The organism is Providencia rustigianii, assembly GCF_900637755.1.
In the GTDB taxonomy this organism is placed as follows: domain Bacteria; phylum Pseudomonadota; class Gammaproteobacteria; order Enterobacterales; family Enterobacteriaceae; genus Providencia; species Providencia rustigianii.
Genome location: NZ_LR134396.1, coordinates 3608122 through 3625565, shown reverse-complemented (window position 1 = coordinate 3625565; position 17444 = coordinate 3608122). Strand labels below are relative to the sequence as shown.

The following is a 17444-nucleotide window of genomic DNA, read 5'->3' as shown; positions in this document are numbered from 1 at the left end:
AAACTGCATGACGCCAGATAACCTAAAAGCCAGTTGGTTAAATCGAGAAACTGAGTTTTCGGCCTTTACCAACGGTCCACTTTTAGATTTTTGGCAATTGCGTGAAGAAGATGAGTTTCTAGGTGTTGATGATATTCCTATCCGTTATGTCCGTTTTATTCATGCCAAGCATCATAAAGCCGTGGTTATCTCACCCGGTCGTAGTGAAAGTTATGTAAAATATCCTGAAATTGCCTATGATTTTTATCACTTAGGTTTTGATGTATTTATTATTGATCATCGAGGCCAAGGGCGATCAGGGCGTATGTTGGCGGATCCCCAAAAAGGGCATGTGGAAAGATTTACCGACTATATTGACGATTTTGCTACGTTTATTGATTTAGAAATCAAATATCGACATTATCCCAAATGTTATGCCTTAGCTCACTCAATGGGAGGGGCGATTCTAGCGGGTTATTTATTACGGGATAATGTCACGTTTGACGCAGCGGCATTGTGTGCACCGATGATTGGCGTTAATTTACCGATGCCTCATTGGTTAGCGAGTTTTATTGTAGAGCGGGCAGAACCTCGTCGAAGTGTACGTAATGATTATGCGGTTTCGACGGGTAAATGGCAGCCTTTACCTTATTTAATCAATGTATTAACCCATAGCCAAGAACGCTATCGACGTTACTTACGTTACTATGCGGATTATCCTGAATTACGTCTCGGTGGTCCAACTTACCACTGGTTACGAGAAAGTTTTGCGATTGGCCGAGAGCTGGTTGCGAAAGCGGGAGAGATTGATACCCCACTGATATTGCTAGAAGCTAGCGAAGAGAAAGTGGTCAGCAATCGAGAGCTACAAGCTTTTTGTCAAAGCCGACAAAAAGCGCAAACAGGACGAGAAGAAAAATTACCTCTCATTATTGAAGGGGCTCACCACGAAATCCTGTTTGAAATCGATGCATTAAGAGCGATGGCTCTAAATGCAATTTGTGATTTTTTTGACCAGCATTAGCTATTGTTAGGGAATTCTGTATGAAATATCCGGTTGTTGCTTCCGACTTGGACGGAACACTTTTATCTCCCAATCATGATTTAACCTCTTATACGAAAGAGACATTAAAACAGCTAGTGGCTTCTGAAGAAGTTCGCTTTGTGTTTGCAACTGGACGTCATCATGTCGATGTGGCACAGATCCGTGATGGTTTAGGTATTGATGCGTATATGATCACCTCCAATGGCGCTCGTATCCACAATACCAATGGGGATCTGATTTTTGAGCATAATGTTGATTCTAAAATTGCTCAGGAACTCTGTTTAATGGAGTTTGATCATCCTGAGATTATTACCAACTATTATCACGGTGATGACTGGTTTATTAACCGTGAAAGCCCTGAACAGAAAGAATTTTTTAAAGAGTCAGTTTTTAATTATCAACTGTTTGACCGTCATGATTTTCCAACGAATGAAGTTTGCAAAGTGTATTACACGAGCGAAGACCATGACCTATTAGTCGATCTGCAACAGCGTATTCAAAATCGTTGGCAAGACAAAGTGCACGTGACTTTCTCCTTACGCAGCTGTTTAGAAGTCATGGCGGGGTCAGTATCTAAAGGTGAGGCGTTAAAACAAGTGACGGCACTTCACGGTTTTGGTACCCATGACTGTATTGCTTTCGGTGACGGCATGAATGACAAAGAAATGTTAACGCTGGCAGGGAAAGGCTGCATTATGCAAAATGCACATCAATTATTGAAAGATCAACTTCCACATATGGAAGTGATTGGTTCGAATAAAGACGATGCAGTGGCTCGTTATCTAAGAAGTAAATATTTGGACAACAAATAAGTAAATTTGCATGATTGTTAGTATTAAGCCAGATAGAATAAATGACTATCTGGCTTTTTATTTGCCTTTTGCTCCTAAATGGTAACGAAAAGTGCTATTTATATAAATTAAGTCTTTTATCCTATTTTGTCGGTCTACCAGTAAATTTAAACTACAGAGTATGGAAAGAATGTTTAGGCTATATAATCTTGCAGATTAGCCGATATTAACGGGTGTCATGGAGTTATCAGTTATCATACTGCACGGTGAGGATTGCATAGGATGAAAAGAATTGCGTTAGCGCTGTTGTTAGGATCTGTTTGTTATAGTTCATTGTTACTTGCCACCTCTGCCAATTCAACCGCAGGGGAACAGACTACGATAGAGCACATTACGCAGTTAGCCGAGAAAGGTGACCCAGCATCTCAGTTTATTTTGGGCGAACGTTACTTTAAAGGTCAAGGCGTTTCTCAAGACTCAAAAACAGCCGCAGAATGGTTTATTAAAGCAGGGGATCAGGGTAACTCGGATGCTCAGTTTCGTTTGGGAACGATGTATGTCAATGGCTTTGGTGTTCGCCGTGACTATGATAAAGCGATGTTGTGGTATGAAGAAGCTGCAAAAAATGGCGATACTCGTGCAGAAACCAACATGGCAACCATGTATGCACAAGGTTTAGGGGTTAAACAAGACCTCGAAAAAGCCGCGTACTGGTATAGAAAAGCGGCTCAAAGCGGGAATGTGATTGCTCAGTTTAAAATTGGGCAAATGTATTCAATCGGTAGTGGCGTTGCATTAGACAATGAAAAAGCCGTTTTCTGGTTTAGAAAGGCAGCAAAGCAGCGTGATGCTAATTCTCAAGACCGTTTAGGCGTTATGTACTCAGAAGGGAAAGGGGTTAAAAAGAACCTCCAGCAGGCTTATGCATGGCTGTCTACAGCGGTTTATAGTGGCAATAAAGAAAGCCAGCGCTTGCAAAAGAAAATTGCTGAACAGTTAAGTGCCGATGAGTTAAAACAAGCCCAAAAGCTTGCTGATAATTACATTAAAACCTACGGCAATAATAATGAAGAAAGTTAATTTCTAAGCGTAAATTTTAGTGGGATATCAGGTGGTATCCCGCTAAACCTATCATCGATAAAATCAAATATCCCCAACAAAATCGGTAAAATCGGTTATATCCCCATCCTCGACGCACACTCAATTGCAGCTGTTTTGTTGATAATTTACTAACTTGAAAACGGTAAACTAGCAGATACAGTACGCTAAATCCTTGCCATAAATACAGTGTATTAAAGGCAAAGGTTTTACCCACAATGAGCAAGATAACCAGTGGGATCAAAAAGAATAGAATTGAACCAATTCGTTCAAATTGTGCCACTTTTAGCTTAATAATTTCATCTTGTTCAGTGATGATTTGGGTCATATTCAGCGAATACCTTAAGGTTGAAGACTGAGGGAAAATCCCCTCAGTTTTGACAAATTAAAGTTCACCCGATTTACGGGGTGGATTGCGCCCAGTGACGTTGCTGGTGGCACTTTGTATTGCGTTTTCACGGATATCCACACGCGCTTGGAATGGCGGGAATGGCAGACTAATACCTTGAGCAGCAAAGGCTTGTAAAATCAGTTGATGAACTTCATGGCGTGCTGGCATACGAAGTCCCATTTCAGCAGCAAAAATACGTAATTCAAAAATCTGGATCCCTTGCTGCAAGTCAACTAAGTAAACTTCAGGGGCTGGATTACTCAAAATCATCGTTGAGCGTTCGGCTGCTCGCAAAATGGTATCTGTGACTAATTCACTTTTTACATCAATTGGAGCTGGGATTGTCATGACAATACGGGTTACCGTATCAGTGAGTGACCAGTTAATAAATTGTTCAGTAATAAATGCCTTATTCGGAACAATAATTTCTTTTCTATCCCAGTCAGTTAACGTGGTCGCTCGGGTATTGATCTTGGTAATGCTACCCGTCAGGTTACGGATTGTAACGGTATCTCCGATACGAATTGGTTTTTCAAATAAAATCATCAAGCCAGAGATAATATTGGCAAAGATCTCTTGTAGACCGAAACCTAACCCCACCCCCATCGCCGCGATGAGCCATTGTAATTTTGACCAATCAATCCCTAGCATGGAGAAGCCAACGATTGTCCCGATAATTGTCAGGCTATATTTGGTCAATGTACTGATGGCGTAGCCCGTTCCAGGGGTTAAATCCAAGTGTTGTAGAACGGCAAGTTCCAATAACGCAGGCAAGTTACGAACTAATTGTGCAGTCACGATAATCACTAAAATAGCGATGAAAATCGATCCCATAGTGATGGCTTGGACTGTCTCAACACCATTAATGGATGACGTTACATCCCATAATCGAATATTTTCAAGGAATGAGAATGCCGTGTGTAATTCAGACCAGAGCCAAATTAAGGAGACTAGGGCTATCATGGTTAGAATTGAGCGTACCAACCCGACGGACTGCGTGCTAATGGCATCAAGGTCAATGACTTGCTCCTCGATATCAATGCTTCCTTCTCCGCTTGCATTGGGAGATTGTGAATCATCTTCGCCTTTTGCTCGCTGGGCTAAAATCTCGGCACGTCGTTGCTTGGCTCGTTCAAAAGCCAGTTTGCGGCGCTGCATCGACATCCAACGGCGGATGGTATGGTAGATGATTAAAATCACGAACCAAATTGCCACTGAAGTCTCTAAACGCGCTAATAGGGCTTGAGAGGTCGCAAAATAACCTAAAACAGAGAAGAAAGCCGCAATCACGGGAGCAATAAATATCAACCACCATAAAGCCGTATTGATGATATTGTCCCCTGAACCATGTCTATCTAAATATAGGGGGATTTTGGAGCGGCGTAAGTTATTAGTAATCAGGCTTAATGCGACACAAAGAATTAAGAAACATAAACGTCCTAGAGTCGCTGCAAATTCTCTATCGCTATAATGTTCGAAGGTGATTAATGCCATTACCAGCGGGACAATCACAAAAACAGCTAAGCGATAGTGGCGCATTGCGCGTTTTACCGCATCTTTATCCCAACCAAAATGGGCGATAAATAGCCCTGTTGGACGCGAAAATGTTTCACTGATCATAAACAACCACAGAAGTGGCGTTGTTGCACTCACACCGTACCCAATTGCAGCTGCCATTGGGTATTGCCACGCACTTTGCAGTCCGTAACCGATCGCTGACCACATCATAGGGAGCGGTAGTGCAACGATAATTGACCAAAAAATAGTACGAATGGTGAGATAAAAACGGTCTTGTGTCACTTTACCAATGCGTAAACTCGAACGGTCCAAAAATGCTTGATAGTGACGGCGAGTACTCAGGCTAAAGATCACCAAGATGACTGATCCTAGCAGATATAAAAAAGAGTCTTGGCTGGTGACCATAACTTGAAGAGCACCAGTTAGCTGTGTCAAGGTGTCGAGAGATAAGAGCTGGGTCATATCTGTCACGACAAGGACTGGGTAATGAATACTGATTGGTGGAACGTCTGCAACCCAGAAAAGATAACGATTTGATGCGTCTTTGACTTCTTTTAATGCATCAGTCAGCTGCCCTGTTGAGACATTGAGCTTCGTGAGTTCCAGCATCTCTGTATCAAAACCTGAAATCAGAGACGTCAGTAGCTCTTTACGCGTCTTCATCAGTGACTGATAGACTTGAGACTGTGTTGAATCGAAATCCTGAGCTGTTTCTTGGACTGACACATCTAGCTTGGATAAGCGCTCCAACATATCTTCATAGTTCAAACGTTGAACTCGTAGATCGGCCATTTCACGATCAAGTTGTTGCCCTTTAGGTATTTCAGGGAGTCGTGAAAGCTGGGTGCGCAGTGCCTCACCCAAAGTACTTGAGCTGCTAATCCACTGTGCTTGTTCTCGAATGGTCGACAATGTTTGGCGAGCATTACGGATATTCGTCGATATTTCAGCTTGGTTGGCGGTAATTTCACTCATACGCTGAGCTTGTTCCGTCAATTCTTGAGACATTTTGCGGTTGATATCGAGCTGTTCTTTTAGGAACGGGGTCAATTCCCCTTGCTCTGCGAGCATTTCAGTATGCTCTAATGCCAGAATAGCTTTTTGCTGGCGTTGACTATTTTGAAAATCGCGTAATTTTTGTAGTTCGAGCTCAAGGCGTTGATAGCGTTTTTTCGCCAGTTCAAGGGCCATACGCGAAATTTCTTGGCGATTATTGGCGGAGAGTTGCGCCATTTCTAATTCATTAACTATAGATTTGCGAGCACTCACTTCGGCTTGAGCGAGGGTATATTGAGCTTCTGCTAAAGGTGTTGAGGGTGTGCTGAGCGCTTGAAAACGAGCAGATGCATCCGTTAACTGACGTCGAGCTTCGGATAGTTGCTGGGGTAAGGCATTCAGAGATTCACTGATCTCTCGACCTTTATCTTGCTCCTGCTGCATTAAGCGTCCCTGATCGAGCAGTTGACTGCTCAAAAGGGTAATATTTTGTTCTAATTCACTTAAGCTAATGCCTGTCGGAATCGGGGATGGCGTATCGGATTCACTGAGTAGATTTTGCCTAATCTCTTTGATTATTTTAGGAAAGTTATCAATGGCATCTTGATATGACTTTGCCTTGTTATCCGCCTCACGGGCTTCATTGATCCAATTGAGAGCGCCTTGTAATGCTTGAGCCATCTCAGCATCTTTCGGGTTCTTACTTGGATCTAGCTGTTTGAGCTCCTGTGTAATCAGCGCTTCATCTTGCGCAGAAATAGGTGCTGCGCTAGATGAAAATACGATTAGCAGGCTAATTAAAAAACTGATAATCAAACGCACAGTGAGGAGCTCCTTCAGAGATATAATGGCTTAGTTAATTATAGTTCAAATAATTAACTAGTTTTTTCAGTGTGTTGTGCTTCAGTTGACTCTGCAAGTAGCTCACCCATACGAGTTGCGTAACCTGGGATCAACGATGAATTAAAGCGAATTTTGTTAGGTTCAAATAGGTTAATCACGGTAGACCCTAATTTGAACAGACCCATTTCCTCGCCTTTTTTCAGGAAGATAGCACCTTCAGAATGCTGTTCAGGGTAAGTCCAGCGCTTAATAACACCTTCACGTTGTGGATTTACACATCCAGTCCAGATCGTTTCAATACTGCCGACAATCGTCGCACCCACCAAAATCTGTACCATAGTGCCAAATGGGGTATCAAATACACAGATTAAACGTTCATTACGTGCAAATAAGTTAGGCACATTAGCCGCAGTTAATGGATTTACAGAGAACAAATCTCCAGGCACATAAATCATTTCTGTTAATAAGCCATCGCATGGCATATGGACACGGTGATAATCACTTGGCGATAAGTAAGTGGTAATAAAGTCTCCACCACGGAATTTTTCAGCTAATTGATATTGGCCTGCCAGTAAGGCTTCAACGGTATAGTTGTGTCCTTTAGCTTGAAAGATAAGGTTATCTTCAATTGGACCTAACTGGCTTACTGCACCATCAGCAGGCTGTGCAAGTTGATGCTCTGGTTCAACAATAGGGCGTGCTCCGTCTTTAAGCGCACGGATGAAAAAATCGTTGAAAGTCGAGTATGCAGTTAGCTCACTTTTTTGCGCCTCATTCATATTCACTTTATAAGCTTTGGCGAACAGTTTTATTGCCCATTGGGTAACAATACCAACGTTTCGACTAGCGAACCAACCTGCAAGTTGAGTAAGTCCTTGTTTAGGAAGTAAAAACTGCAAGCGGATCTTGATTTTATCTAGCACATTAACCTCTGATTATTAAAGGTAAGTTAGTAAAAGGGCGCTATTGTATCTGAAACAGAATTGCTTTCGAGTTATTTCAGAAAGCGCTTTAATTCATCGAAGAATGTAAGCGCCCACTAACTAATATTAGACTGATTTGGGAATTATTTATCTTTGGCTGTAAAGTTACCGCGAGGTTTGACCTGTTCCATACTTTCTAGAATACGGTGATAGTTTTCAAAGCGTGACTCAGCGATTCTACCTTCTTCCATTGCCTCTCTTAGCAAGCAACCCGGATCATCTAAATGTTTACAGTCACGGAATTTACATCCGCCAAGGTAATCTTTAAATTCGACAAATCCTTTGGTCACTTGTTCCGTGGTGAGATGCCACAAACCAAATTCTCGAACACCTGGGGAGTCAATAACATCGCCGCCTTGTGGAAAGTGATAGAGTCTGGAGGCCGTGGTTGTATGTTGCCCTAAGCCTGAGCCATCTGAAACATCATTCACTAAAATACTTTCTGCATTATGCGGTAGTAAGGTATTTAATAAGCTGGACTTACCGACACCAGACTGCCCTACAAACACAGAAACTTTACCTGCTAGAGCGTTAGTGAGCGCTTCCATTCCTTCACTTGTATGGCTAGAGACTTCTAACACTTGATAGCCGATATCAGTATAAATGGTCATGAGGTCACTCACCCATTCGCGATTCTCATCATCCAATAAGTCGACTTTATTTAAGACAATAACCGGTTGGATCCCAGTGGTTTCACAAGCCACTAAATAGCGGTCGATAATGTTGAGGGATAATTCAGGTAGGATCGCGGAAACAACAACGATCTGGTCAATATTGGCAGCGATTGGCTTTAATCCGTCGTAGTAATCAGGGCGAGTCAGTACAGAATGTCGCTCATGCACAGCTTCAACGATGCCATTGATTTTTATATCACTTTGAGTGTTGATTGCGGGACGCCATACGACTTTATCCCCAGTCACTAAAGATGAAATGGTTCTACGCAGGTTACAACGTTGTACGGTACCGTCTGCGGATTCGATATCAGCATGTTGCCCAAAACGGCTAATCACTAAGCCTTCTTGAGCTTCACCTAATTGACTATCATCAATCTCGATTGTCTTTTGTTTTCTCAATCTTTTTTGATGATTTTCTTGTACGCGGCGTTGTTGACCTTTCGACAATTTCTGCTTAGCCACCTGACCTCTCTCACTTGAATAATGTAGTGTCTATATAATACTAATTGGGCATGCCACACAACAGCAACACACCTATAACTCATAGCATGAAGGGTGCTATCATACCTTAACTCCACCGTATTCAGTTAGGGCATATCATGCAAAAGAATGAGAATAATTTAATTTGGATCGATTTAGAAATGACCGGACTCGATCCTGTCCGCGACCGTATTATTGAAATTGCGACCATAGTGACGGACAGCAATTTAAATATTTTAGCGGAAGGTCCTGTTATTGCCGTTCATCAAACGGAAGAACAATTAGCTCTGATGGATGAATGGAACGTAAATACCCATACTGGCAGCGGCTTGGTCGATCGTATTCGTAAAAGCACGATCAATGAACGTGAAGCTGAGTTAGCGACAATCGAATTCTTAGAAAAATGGGTTCCAAAAGGGGCATCACCAATCTGTGGTAACAGTGTAGGACAAGACCGCCGATTCTTATTCAACTATATGCCTGAGTTAGAAAGCTATTTCCATTATCGTTACCTCGATGTGAGCACACTGAAAGAGTTAGCGCGCCGTTGGAAACCAGAAATTTTAGCGGGTTTTACTAAAAAAGGGACCCATCAAGCGTTGGATGATATCCGAGAGTCAATCGCTGAACTGGTCTATTATCGAGAAACGTTTATTAAGTGATAGATGCCATAGATGTAATGCAAATTGCATTACATCTGTCATTACGTTATTCTGTTGGATAAAACTCAGAAAATACTGGAGTATGGTGATGACAACAATACAAATTAGAGTCGATGAACAATTAAAAAAAGAGGCATTTCAAGCCTTTGAAAAATTAAATTTATCCCCATCTGATGCACTCAGATTATTTTTACGATATGTAGCAGAGAATAAAAAATTACCTTTTACTGAGGTTTCTGTTGTCGTGAGTGAAAGTGATGCTGATGATGAAATTTTGGCAGTAGTTCGTGAGCGTTTGAAAAAACCAGCAAAACGAATCAGAGTAAATTTGGATGATATATAGTATTGAGTTTGATGAACGAGCTTTAAAGGAGTGGAAAAAACTTGATAGCAGTATTCGAGATCAATTTAAAAATAAACTGAAAAAACTACAAAAAAATCCGCATGTTGAGTCAGCTCGGTTACATGGAGAGTTGTCAAGTTGCTATAAAATTAAATTGCGCTCTTCAGGCTATCGTTTAGTTTATCAAGTTATTCATTCGGAAATTGTTATTTTTGTTATTGCTATCGGAAAAAGGGAAGCGAGTACAGCATATACAGCAGCCAATACAAGATTAGTAAAATAAACAAAGTAAGGTGTTTAATAGAAAAGTTAACAATGTTAACGTCTTGAGAAAGAAGATTAACAATCTCGATGACAAAATCATCATTGTGATGAATTTATCAACAAATGAACAAAAAAATAAAAAAATTGGGCTCAAGGGCTTGCTAGTCTCCTATTTTTTCGTATAATGCGCTCCCCGTACCGATGAGATTTTTTGGTTTTATCGGCACGATTAAAGCACCAAGAACCGGAATGCGGGAATAGCTCAGTTGGTAGAGCACGACCTTGCCAAGGTCGGGGTCGCGAGTTCGAGTCTCGTTTCCCGCTCCAAATTTTCTTGATGTTTTAGCTAGAACACTATTTTCGGAATGCGGGAATAGCTCAGTTGGTAGAGCACGACCTTGCCAAGGTCGGGGGCGCGAGTTCGAGTCTCGTTTCCCGCTCCAAACTTTCTTAGTGTTTTAGTCAGAAGTACCCACCAAATGCGGGAATAGCTCAGTTGGTAGAGCACGACCTTGCCAAGGTCGGGGTCGCGAGTTCGAGTCTCGTTTCCCGCTCCAATTTTTATTCAGGTAATTTTCTAAATTAATCTCCTCTGTAATTGCAAATCATCTTTTACTATCGCTAAGTAATATTCCTTATTTGCCCTCGTGATGCTCAATTATTAAGTAGTCATGTTTTTATCTTGCTCCCCTACGGGATCCTTTTATTATTCAGGATCTTTTTGAGATCAAATCAAGTTTTTTACTTGCATTCGCTAATCGGTCGCCATAGAATAGCCACCCCTTAGCAATAGGGCATTTCAGTAAGAACTTCTGCCAGAATGGCACTCGTTTGAATGGGCGACAAAAAAGTCATTTTTTCTTAGTTCAGTCAAACAATCTTCTTAACCTGATTTTTTCACAACTTAACTCTGATTAGTTAACCAAAAATCAGCGTATTTTATTATTTCTCTATAAGAGAAAGTTATCCACAGCCTGAATGTGTTTAGGTTGCGTTTAGTCTATTTTGAAATAATTTACCACACAGAGTTATCCACAGGTTACTTGTAGGTTAATTTTAGATTATCATAAAATGAATTTTATAATGAAATAAATTAAGTAATTGAATTAATTGATTAATTTTATTTATTCAAAATGTGCTAAGCATAACTTGCAAATCCTTTACCTATTGTCGGCTAAGAACTTTTTTATTTTATTCACATCGATTTGACAATTAACAGATCAAGATATATAACCGCATCTTTTTTAAGCGTCCCGCGGTAAACCTTTGGTAATAGCGCGTACAAGTCGCTTTTGTTGTGAAGTTTGAATAGTCACTTGATTCTCTTCTCGCCGTTGTAGTTGCTGGCGAATCGACCACTGAAAATGCTCATCAAGCATCGGATTGATTCCAAGGCGATTTTGTAAAGCGAGGACAATCTGGTCTTGGTAGGGGGCATTACCAAGAGCAACGCTGATATTTCTTAGCCATTTAATATAGCCAATTCGACGGATCGCTGACCCCTCAGTGGCACGGAGAAATTTATCCTCACTCCAAGCGAATAAATCCAAAAGTTCTGGCGTATGCAATGCGGCTCTTGGGCTAAAATCATCTTCGTCGGTTAGCTGGGAAAATCGATTCCATGGGCAAATAAGTTGGCAGTCATCGCAGCCATAAATACGATTTCCCATTAATGGACGAAATTCTTCGGGGATTGCGCTATCCAACTCAATAGTCAGATAAGAAATACAACGTCTCGCGTCAATGGTATAAGGTTCTACAATTGCACCCGTTGGGCAGGTTGTGATACATGCTACGCAACGCCCACATTGTTCCTCTATAGGTTGATCCACGGGAAGAGGGAGATTGATCAACAGCTCCCCAAGAAAAAACCAAGACCCAGCTTGTTGATTGATAACTAAAGAATGTTTTCCTGTCCATCCCAAACCTGCTTTAACCGCAAGAGGCCGTTCAAGGATCGGTGCGGAATCCACAAAAGGACGGAAATTAAGATCATCAGAACATTCAAACTGTCTGCAATAATCTAAAATACGATCGCCAAGAATCTTTAAGCGTTTTTTTAAGAGCTTATGGTAATCTCGCCCCAGCGCATAACGGCTGATATAGCCAAGTTCAGGGTTATTGAGTGTGCTGGCAAATGCGGCTTTTGCGGGAAGGTAATTCATGCGCACACTGATGACTCGTAATGTGCCGGGATGTAGCTCATGGGGTCTGGCCCGCATCATGCCATGGCGATTCATCCATTCCATATCACCATGATATTGCTTATCTAACCAAGCTTGAAGCTTTGGTTCTTCGAGGGATAAATCGGTATCGCAGATGCCAACTTGTTGAAAGCCAGCATCGAGGCCCCATTGTTTTATATTTTGGGCAAGAAGATTAAGATCAAGGCGTGTAGACATGGGTTCTATCAAGGTAAAAGTGGATTCGCAGGCACTCTAACATGATCGTTTCATTTATCAAAATAACCCCCTGTTGAGCTTTGCGATCAAGGCCAGAAGTTTCTGATCTCGATGTTCACACAATGTTAAATAAGAAAAATGGATCTGCTTAGGTTAATATAAGCGGTAATATCAATTCTGATTCGATTTTATCATTATAATTGGCTGCACCAACTATGAAAGAATGCACAATACAACTCGCTAATGAAGAGCAAACAGTTGCGCTGGGGCGCGCTATTGCCAGCGCTTGCCATCAAGGCGTTGTGATTAACTTATATGGCGATCTTGGCGCAGGAAAGACGACATTTAGTCGTGGATTTCTTCAAGCGCTTGGTCATAAAGGTCACGTAAAAAGCCCGACTTATACATTAGTTGAACCCTACGAATTAGCGGATAGACAGGTTTTTCATTTTGATCTCTATCGTTTAGCTGATCCTGAAGAACTTGAATTTATGGGAATTCGCGACTATTTTTCGGGCAACTCGATCTGTTTGGTTGAATGGCCACAGCAAGGCAAGGGATTTTTACCTGAAGCGGATCTTGAACTCCATTTAACTTATAAAGATGAAGGGCGCCAGGCACGTTTAGTGGCTTTTTCGGCAACTGGAGAGTCGTTACTAGAAGCATTACCGGTATTCTAAGGAATATATAGCTCATGATGAATGCATCGATAAACAGAATAACAACTAAGGGTCTTTTTTCTTTCTTTTTATTATTGATAGTGTTTGCGCTAGGCTTAATGACATCCTTGGCTCAGGCGGCATCACTTTCTAATATTCAAGTCAATAATAGCCCTTCACAGGCGCAAGTGACATTAACTTTTGTTGATGGAAAGCCTGATTATTCGACCTTTCCGTTGCATTCACCTGAACGTTTAGTGGTTGATATCCAACAAAGTGGTAAAATCATCGGTTTACCAATTAAGCTTCCGAAAGGTGATTTAGTTAAACAGGTGCGCTCAAGTCAAGCTCCTGATAACCGTCATCAACGTATCGTATTAGAACTGTCCCAAGCAGCAAAAACCAAAGCGATAGTTAAGCAAGTTTCTGGGCAATATCAATTGGTATTGACAGTATCAACGGGTAATAGCAGCTCATCGAACTCTTTCAATAGCACTGATATGGCTCAGCCTGCGGTGACAACATCAACACGTAATCCATCAACTGTGCAAGAGAAACCGCTAAAAATGAATTCTCCGGCGGTGACGCCAGCCACAGTACCTGCAACAAAGCCTGCAGTAACAAAAAGCTTACCGAAAGGAACTAAGCAGGTCGTGATTGCGATTGATGCGGGGCACGGTGGTAAAGATCCCGGCGCGATTGGTAAAAATGGCTATAAAGAAAAAGATGTCACCCTGAGTGTAGCGCGTAAACTGTATCAAAAACTCGATGCAGACCCGATGTTTAAACCCGTAATGACGAGGGAGGGTGACTACTTTATTTCAGTCAGTGGCCGCTCGGATGTAGCACGTAAAAAAGGTGCCAATATGCTGGTTTCCATTCATGCTGACTCTGCACCAAACAGCAGTGCGCGAGGTGCCTCTGTTTGGGTGTTATCAAATCGTCGAGCGAACAGTGAATTAGGTAGCTGGTTAGAACAGCGTGAGAAACAGTCAGAATTACTAGGTGGTGCTGGTGATGCACTGAGTGGCGCCGACCCTTATTTAAGCCAAGCAGTATTGGATTTACAATTTGGTCATTCCCAGCGTGTTGGTTATGACGTGGCTGTTCATGTGATCCAGCAATTAAGAAAAGTGGGAAATATTCATAAGAAAACCCCAGAACATGCCAGTCTCGGAGTGTTACGTTCTCCGGATATTCCATCAATCTTGGTTGAAACTGGGTTTATCAGTAATACAGCGGAAGAGCAGCTATTAAAATCAAATGATTACCAAGAGAAAGTCGCGGATGGTATTCATCAAGGGTTGCGTCAGTATTTCTTAGCGAACCCGTTACAAGCCGCCCCAAAATAAGCGAGTAGATAATGTCGATTCAAATTCTCTCTCCACAGCTAGCTAACCAAATAGCAGCGGGTGAAGTGGTCGAAAGACCAGCATCTGTTGTGAAAGAGCTCGTAGAAAATAGCCTAGATTCAGGGGCTACACGCATCGATATTGATATCGAGCGAGGGGGAGAGAAATTGATCCGTGTTCGTGATAACGGCTGCGGGATCAATAAAGATGAATTAGTTCTTGCATTAGCGCGCCATGCGACGAGCAAAATTGCCACATTAGATGACCTTGAAGCCATTATGAGTATGGGATTTCGTGGCGAAGCATTAGCGAGCATTAGCTCCGTCGCACGCTTAACATTGACGTCGAAACCCGCAGAACAAACGGAAGCATGGCAATCTTATGCGGAAGGGCGGGATATGCAAGTGACCGTCAAACCAGCCGCACATCCCAATGGTACGACAGTCGAAGTGCTGGATTTATTTTACAATACTCCCGCACGCCGTAAATTTATGCGTACGGAAAAAACAGAATTTGGTCATATTGATGAGATTGTTCGCCGTATTGCGCTTTCTCGTCCCGATGTTGCGATAAACCTGACTCATAATGGTAAATTGGTGAAGCAGTATCGTGCTGCCCATGATGATATTCAGCAAGAGCGCCGCCTCGGGGCAATCTGTGGTACTGGATTTATGCAAGGGGCATTAGCGTTATTGTGGGAACATAGTGATTTAGCAATCAAAGGCTGGGTTGTTTCGCCGTCATCTTCTCATCATGTTGCGAGTGATATTCAATATTGTTATGTGAATGGACGAATGATGCGCGATAAGCTGATTAACCATGCTATTCGCCAAGCTTATGAGGGGCATCTTGATGAAAACCAGCAGCCTGCCTATGTCCTATATTTGACGATCGACCCAAAGCAAGTGGATGTTAATGTGCATCCAGCGAAGCATGAAGTACGCTTTCATCAAGCTCGTTTAGTACATGATTTTATTTATCAAGCTGTTCGTACGGTACTGCTTAATACTACCGCTGTTGATCAGTTACCAGGAATTGAACCAATATCTTCAGAAATTGAAAACCGAGCTTCCGCTGGGGAAAACTATTTTGCCTCTCCGGTATCTGCGGGAAGCGTGGTAAAAAATCATGAACGCCATGATCATCAACCGGTGTATGCCCGAGAATCTCAGGCCTCATATAGCGAACCGAAAACAGCCTCTAAAAGCCCCTATGTTCCGGTAGAAAATAATACAAACAAATACTCTGCACCGGATTATGACCGTAAAGCTGGGGAACTCTATCAAAGTTTGATGTCTATCCCTGTTGCTCCTGAGGACAAAAAAACATTATTTCCAGAAAGAAAACCATTAGGAACTCATTCAATATCGAGCCAATCTGTGGCAGAAAATGCGGATGGCTACCAATTTGGCAAAGTATTGACAATTTACGCAAAAAACTTTGCATTAATTGAGTCTTCATTAGGCATAATCCTGTTATCCTTAAATGAAGCGAATTATTTGTTGAAGTTAGCTCAGCTCTCTCCAGCAGAAGAATCTTTAAAGCCTCAGCCGTTGTTAATCCCGTTAAAATTGTCATTAAAAAATGACGAGGTAGAGGTTTTACAACGATATAAGGCACAATTAACATTATTTGGTATCGAAGCCACTATATTTCATGGAAAAGTGACTATTCATACGGTATCGTTACCATTAAGAACACAAAATTTATCTCAACTTTTTTCCGATTTAATTGCGTTTTTGTCGACAAAAGAAAGTGTTACTAATGAAAATATCGCGCAATGGTTAGCAAAAGCGATTTCACAGACAAAAATTGAGGAAAGTTGGAGTTTGGCACAGGCTGTTCAGTTACTCGCAGATGTTGAGCGGATCTGTCCGCAGTGGGTGAAAAATCCACCGCCAACATTATTACAATTAATTAATTTACAATCCGTGGTAGCTACACTAACAAATGAGTGATTTAGTAACTCAAAAAAAACCGGATGCAATATTCCTTATGGGCCCAACGGCCTCGGGTAAAACTGCTTTAGCGATTGAACTGCGCAAGCACTTACCAGTAGAAATAATCAGCGTTGATTCAGCGCTGATTTATCGAGGAATGGATATTGGTACCGCAAAGCCAAATGAAGAAGAACTCAGCCAAGCCCCCCATCGTTTGATTGATATTCTCGATCCGTCACAACCTTATTCAGCGGCTGATTTTCGTCGTGACGCATTAAATGCAATGGATGAAATTACATCTCAAGGTAAAATTCCATTGTTGGTTGGCGGGACTATGCTTTATTTTAAAGCCTTGTTGGAAGGGTTGTCTCCTTTGCCTTCTGCGTCACCAGAAATTCGCGAGACAATTGAGCAAATCGCTCATGAACAAGGTTGGGGTGAAATCCATCGTCGTTTAGCTGAAGTAGACCCTGTTGCAGCAGCGCGAATTCATCCTAATGATCCACAAAGATTATCCCGAGCTTTAGAGGTATATCTCATTTCGGGACAAACTTTGACTGAAATGACTCAAACAGCGGGCACAGAATTGCCTTATAATGTGTTTCAGTTTGCTATTGAGCCACAAGATCGTAAAATTTTACATGAGCGTATCGAGCGACGTTTTCATTTAATGCTAGAGGCAGGATTTGAGAATGAAGTTAGAGCGCTATACCAACGAGGAGATCTCCATGTCGACTTGCCTTCTATCCGTTGTGTAGGGTATCGACAAATGTGGTCATATCTCGATGGTGAAATAGATTATGATGAAATGGTTTATCGAGGGATCTGTGCGACACGTCAATTGGCGAAACGGCAGGTCACTTGGTTGAGAGGCTGGGATAATGTTCACCGGTTAGATAGTGAACAACCTCAGCTGGCGCTTGACACAGTTATACAGGTTGTTAGTGCATAGGGCTATTGTTTGTGTACAATTAAAACGTTAAGCGTAATTTTTGAGTAGTAATTTTTGGAATCGACAGATTCT

The 17444-nt window shown here is 41.8% G+C and carries 15 protein-coding genes and 3 tRNA genes; 13 read left to right on the top strand and 5 right to left on the bottom strand.

Annotated features, from left to right (window positions below; translation table 11 throughout):
- Positions 1-7 precede the first annotated feature (7 nt).
- The 3 genes from pldB (at position 8) to EL244_RS16645 (ending at position 2895) form a co-directional block, all read left to right on the top strand.
- Positions 8-1003 (top strand): lysophospholipase L2, encoded by a 996-nt coding sequence (gene pldB / locus EL244_RS16655; protein WP_126462390.1) that lies wholly within the window; start codon positions 8-10, stop codon positions 1001-1003.
- A gap of 20 nt (positions 1004-1023) precedes the next feature.
- Positions 1024-1836, top strand: a complete 813-nt coding sequence (gene yigL / locus EL244_RS16650; RefSeq protein WP_006814577.1) for a sugar/pyridoxal phosphate phosphatase YigL — start codon at positions 1024-1026, stop codon at positions 1834-1836.
- Between the two features lie 261 nt (positions 1837-2097).
- The gene (locus EL244_RS16645; RefSeq protein WP_006814576.1) at positions 2098-2895 is read left to right on the top strand and encodes a tetratricopeptide repeat protein; all 798 of its coding nucleotides are present in this window, start codon (positions 2098-2100) and stop codon (positions 2893-2895) included.
- A 16-nt stretch (positions 2896-2911) separates the two neighbouring features.
- Here the strand turns inward: EL244_RS16645 and EL244_RS16640 are convergent, their stop codons facing one another.
- The 4 genes from EL244_RS16640 to rsgA all read right to left on the bottom strand — a co-directional run bounded on the left by EL244_RS16640 (position 2912) and on the right by rsgA (position 8780).
- Positions 2912-3241, bottom strand: a complete 330-nt coding sequence (locus EL244_RS16640) for a hypothetical protein (RefSeq protein WP_006814575.1) — start codon at positions 3239-3241, stop codon at positions 2912-2914.
- Positions 3242-3298: 57 nt separating this feature from the next.
- Entirely contained in the window at positions 3299-6640 is a 3342-nt protein-coding gene (gene mscM / locus EL244_RS16635; protein WP_006814574.1) for a miniconductance mechanosensitive channel MscM, read from the bottom strand.
- A 53-nt stretch (positions 6641-6693) separates the two neighbouring features.
- The gene (gene asd / locus EL244_RS16630) at positions 6694-7584 is read right to left on the bottom strand and encodes an archaetidylserine decarboxylase (protein ID WP_006814573.1); all 891 of its coding nucleotides are present in this window, start codon (positions 7582-7584) and stop codon (positions 6694-6696) included.
- 143 nt (positions 7585-7727) lie between these two features.
- Complete coding sequence (gene rsgA, locus EL244_RS16625; RefSeq protein WP_006814572.1) at positions 7728-8780, bottom strand: small ribosomal subunit biogenesis GTPase RsgA; 1053 nt, start codon at positions 8778-8780, stop codon at positions 7728-7730.
- A gap of 137 nt (positions 8781-8917) precedes the next feature.
- Here rsgA and orn point away from each other — a divergent pair, with 137 nt between their 5' ends.
- The 6 genes from orn to EL244_RS16595 all read left to right on the top strand — a co-directional run bounded on the left by orn (position 8918) and on the right by EL244_RS16595 (position 10624).
- A complete protein-coding gene (gene orn / locus EL244_RS16620; protein ID WP_006814571.1) occupies positions 8918-9460 on the top strand; it encodes an oligoribonuclease in 543 nt (180 codons plus the stop codon).
- A gap of 88 nt (positions 9461-9548) precedes the next feature.
- On the top strand, positions 9549-9803 hold the full coding sequence (locus EL244_RS16615; protein ID WP_039854881.1) for a type II toxin-antitoxin system RelB/DinJ family antitoxin: 255 nt from the start codon (positions 9549-9551) through the stop codon (positions 9801-9803).
- Positions 9793-10086 carry a type II toxin-antitoxin system RelE family toxin gene (locus tag EL244_RS16610; RefSeq protein ID WP_112837460.1) on the top strand — a complete coding sequence of 98 codons (294 nt, stop codon included), beginning with the start codon at positions 9793-9795 and terminating at the stop codon, positions 10084-10086. Before EL244_RS16615 ends, EL244_RS16610 begins: the two co-directional genes overlap by 11 nt.
- Before the next feature lie 232 nt (positions 10087-10318).
- Positions 10319-10394, top strand: a tRNA-Gly gene (locus tag EL244_RS16605).
- A gap of 40 nt (positions 10395-10434) precedes the next feature.
- Positions 10435-10510: transfer RNA gene (locus EL244_RS16600), tRNA-Gly, on the top strand.
- Between the two features lie 38 nt (positions 10511-10548).
- Positions 10549-10624, top strand: a tRNA-Gly gene (locus EL244_RS16595).
- Positions 10625-11311: 687 nt separating this feature from the next.
- Here the strand turns inward: EL244_RS16595 and queG are convergent.
- Entirely contained in the window at positions 11312-12469 is a 1158-nt protein-coding gene (queG, locus tag EL244_RS16590; RefSeq protein ID WP_126462387.1) for a tRNA epoxyqueuosine(34) reductase QueG, read from the bottom strand.
- A 215-nt stretch (positions 12470-12684) separates the two neighbouring features.
- Here queG and tsaE point away from each other — a divergent pair, with 215 nt between their 5' ends.
- The 4 genes from tsaE to miaA are packed head-to-tail and all read left to right on the top strand — an operon-like array spanning position 12685 to position 17372.
- Complete coding sequence (gene tsaE / locus EL244_RS16585; RefSeq protein WP_006814566.1) at positions 12685-13149, top strand: tRNA (adenosine(37)-N6)-threonylcarbamoyltransferase complex ATPase subunit type 1 TsaE; 465 nt, start codon at positions 12685-12687, stop codon at positions 13147-13149.
- A 14-nt stretch (positions 13150-13163) separates the two neighbouring features.
- On the top strand, positions 13164-14480 hold the full coding sequence (gene amiB, locus EL244_RS16580) for an N-acetylmuramoyl-L-alanine amidase AmiB (RefSeq protein WP_126462384.1): 1317 nt from the start codon (positions 13164-13166) through the stop codon (positions 14478-14480).
- 11 nt (positions 14481-14491) lie between these two features.
- Positions 14492-16438 (top strand): DNA mismatch repair endonuclease MutL, encoded by a 1947-nt coding sequence (gene mutL / locus EL244_RS16575; RefSeq protein WP_126462381.1) that lies wholly within the window; start codon positions 14492-14494, stop codon positions 16436-16438.
- Positions 16431-17372 (top strand): tRNA (adenosine(37)-N6)-dimethylallyltransferase MiaA, encoded by a 942-nt coding sequence (gene miaA / locus EL244_RS16570; RefSeq protein WP_006814563.1) that lies wholly within the window; start codon positions 16431-16433, stop codon positions 17370-17372. Before mutL ends, miaA begins: the two co-directional genes overlap by 8 nt.
- The last annotated feature ends 72 nt before the right edge of the window (positions 17373-17444 follow it).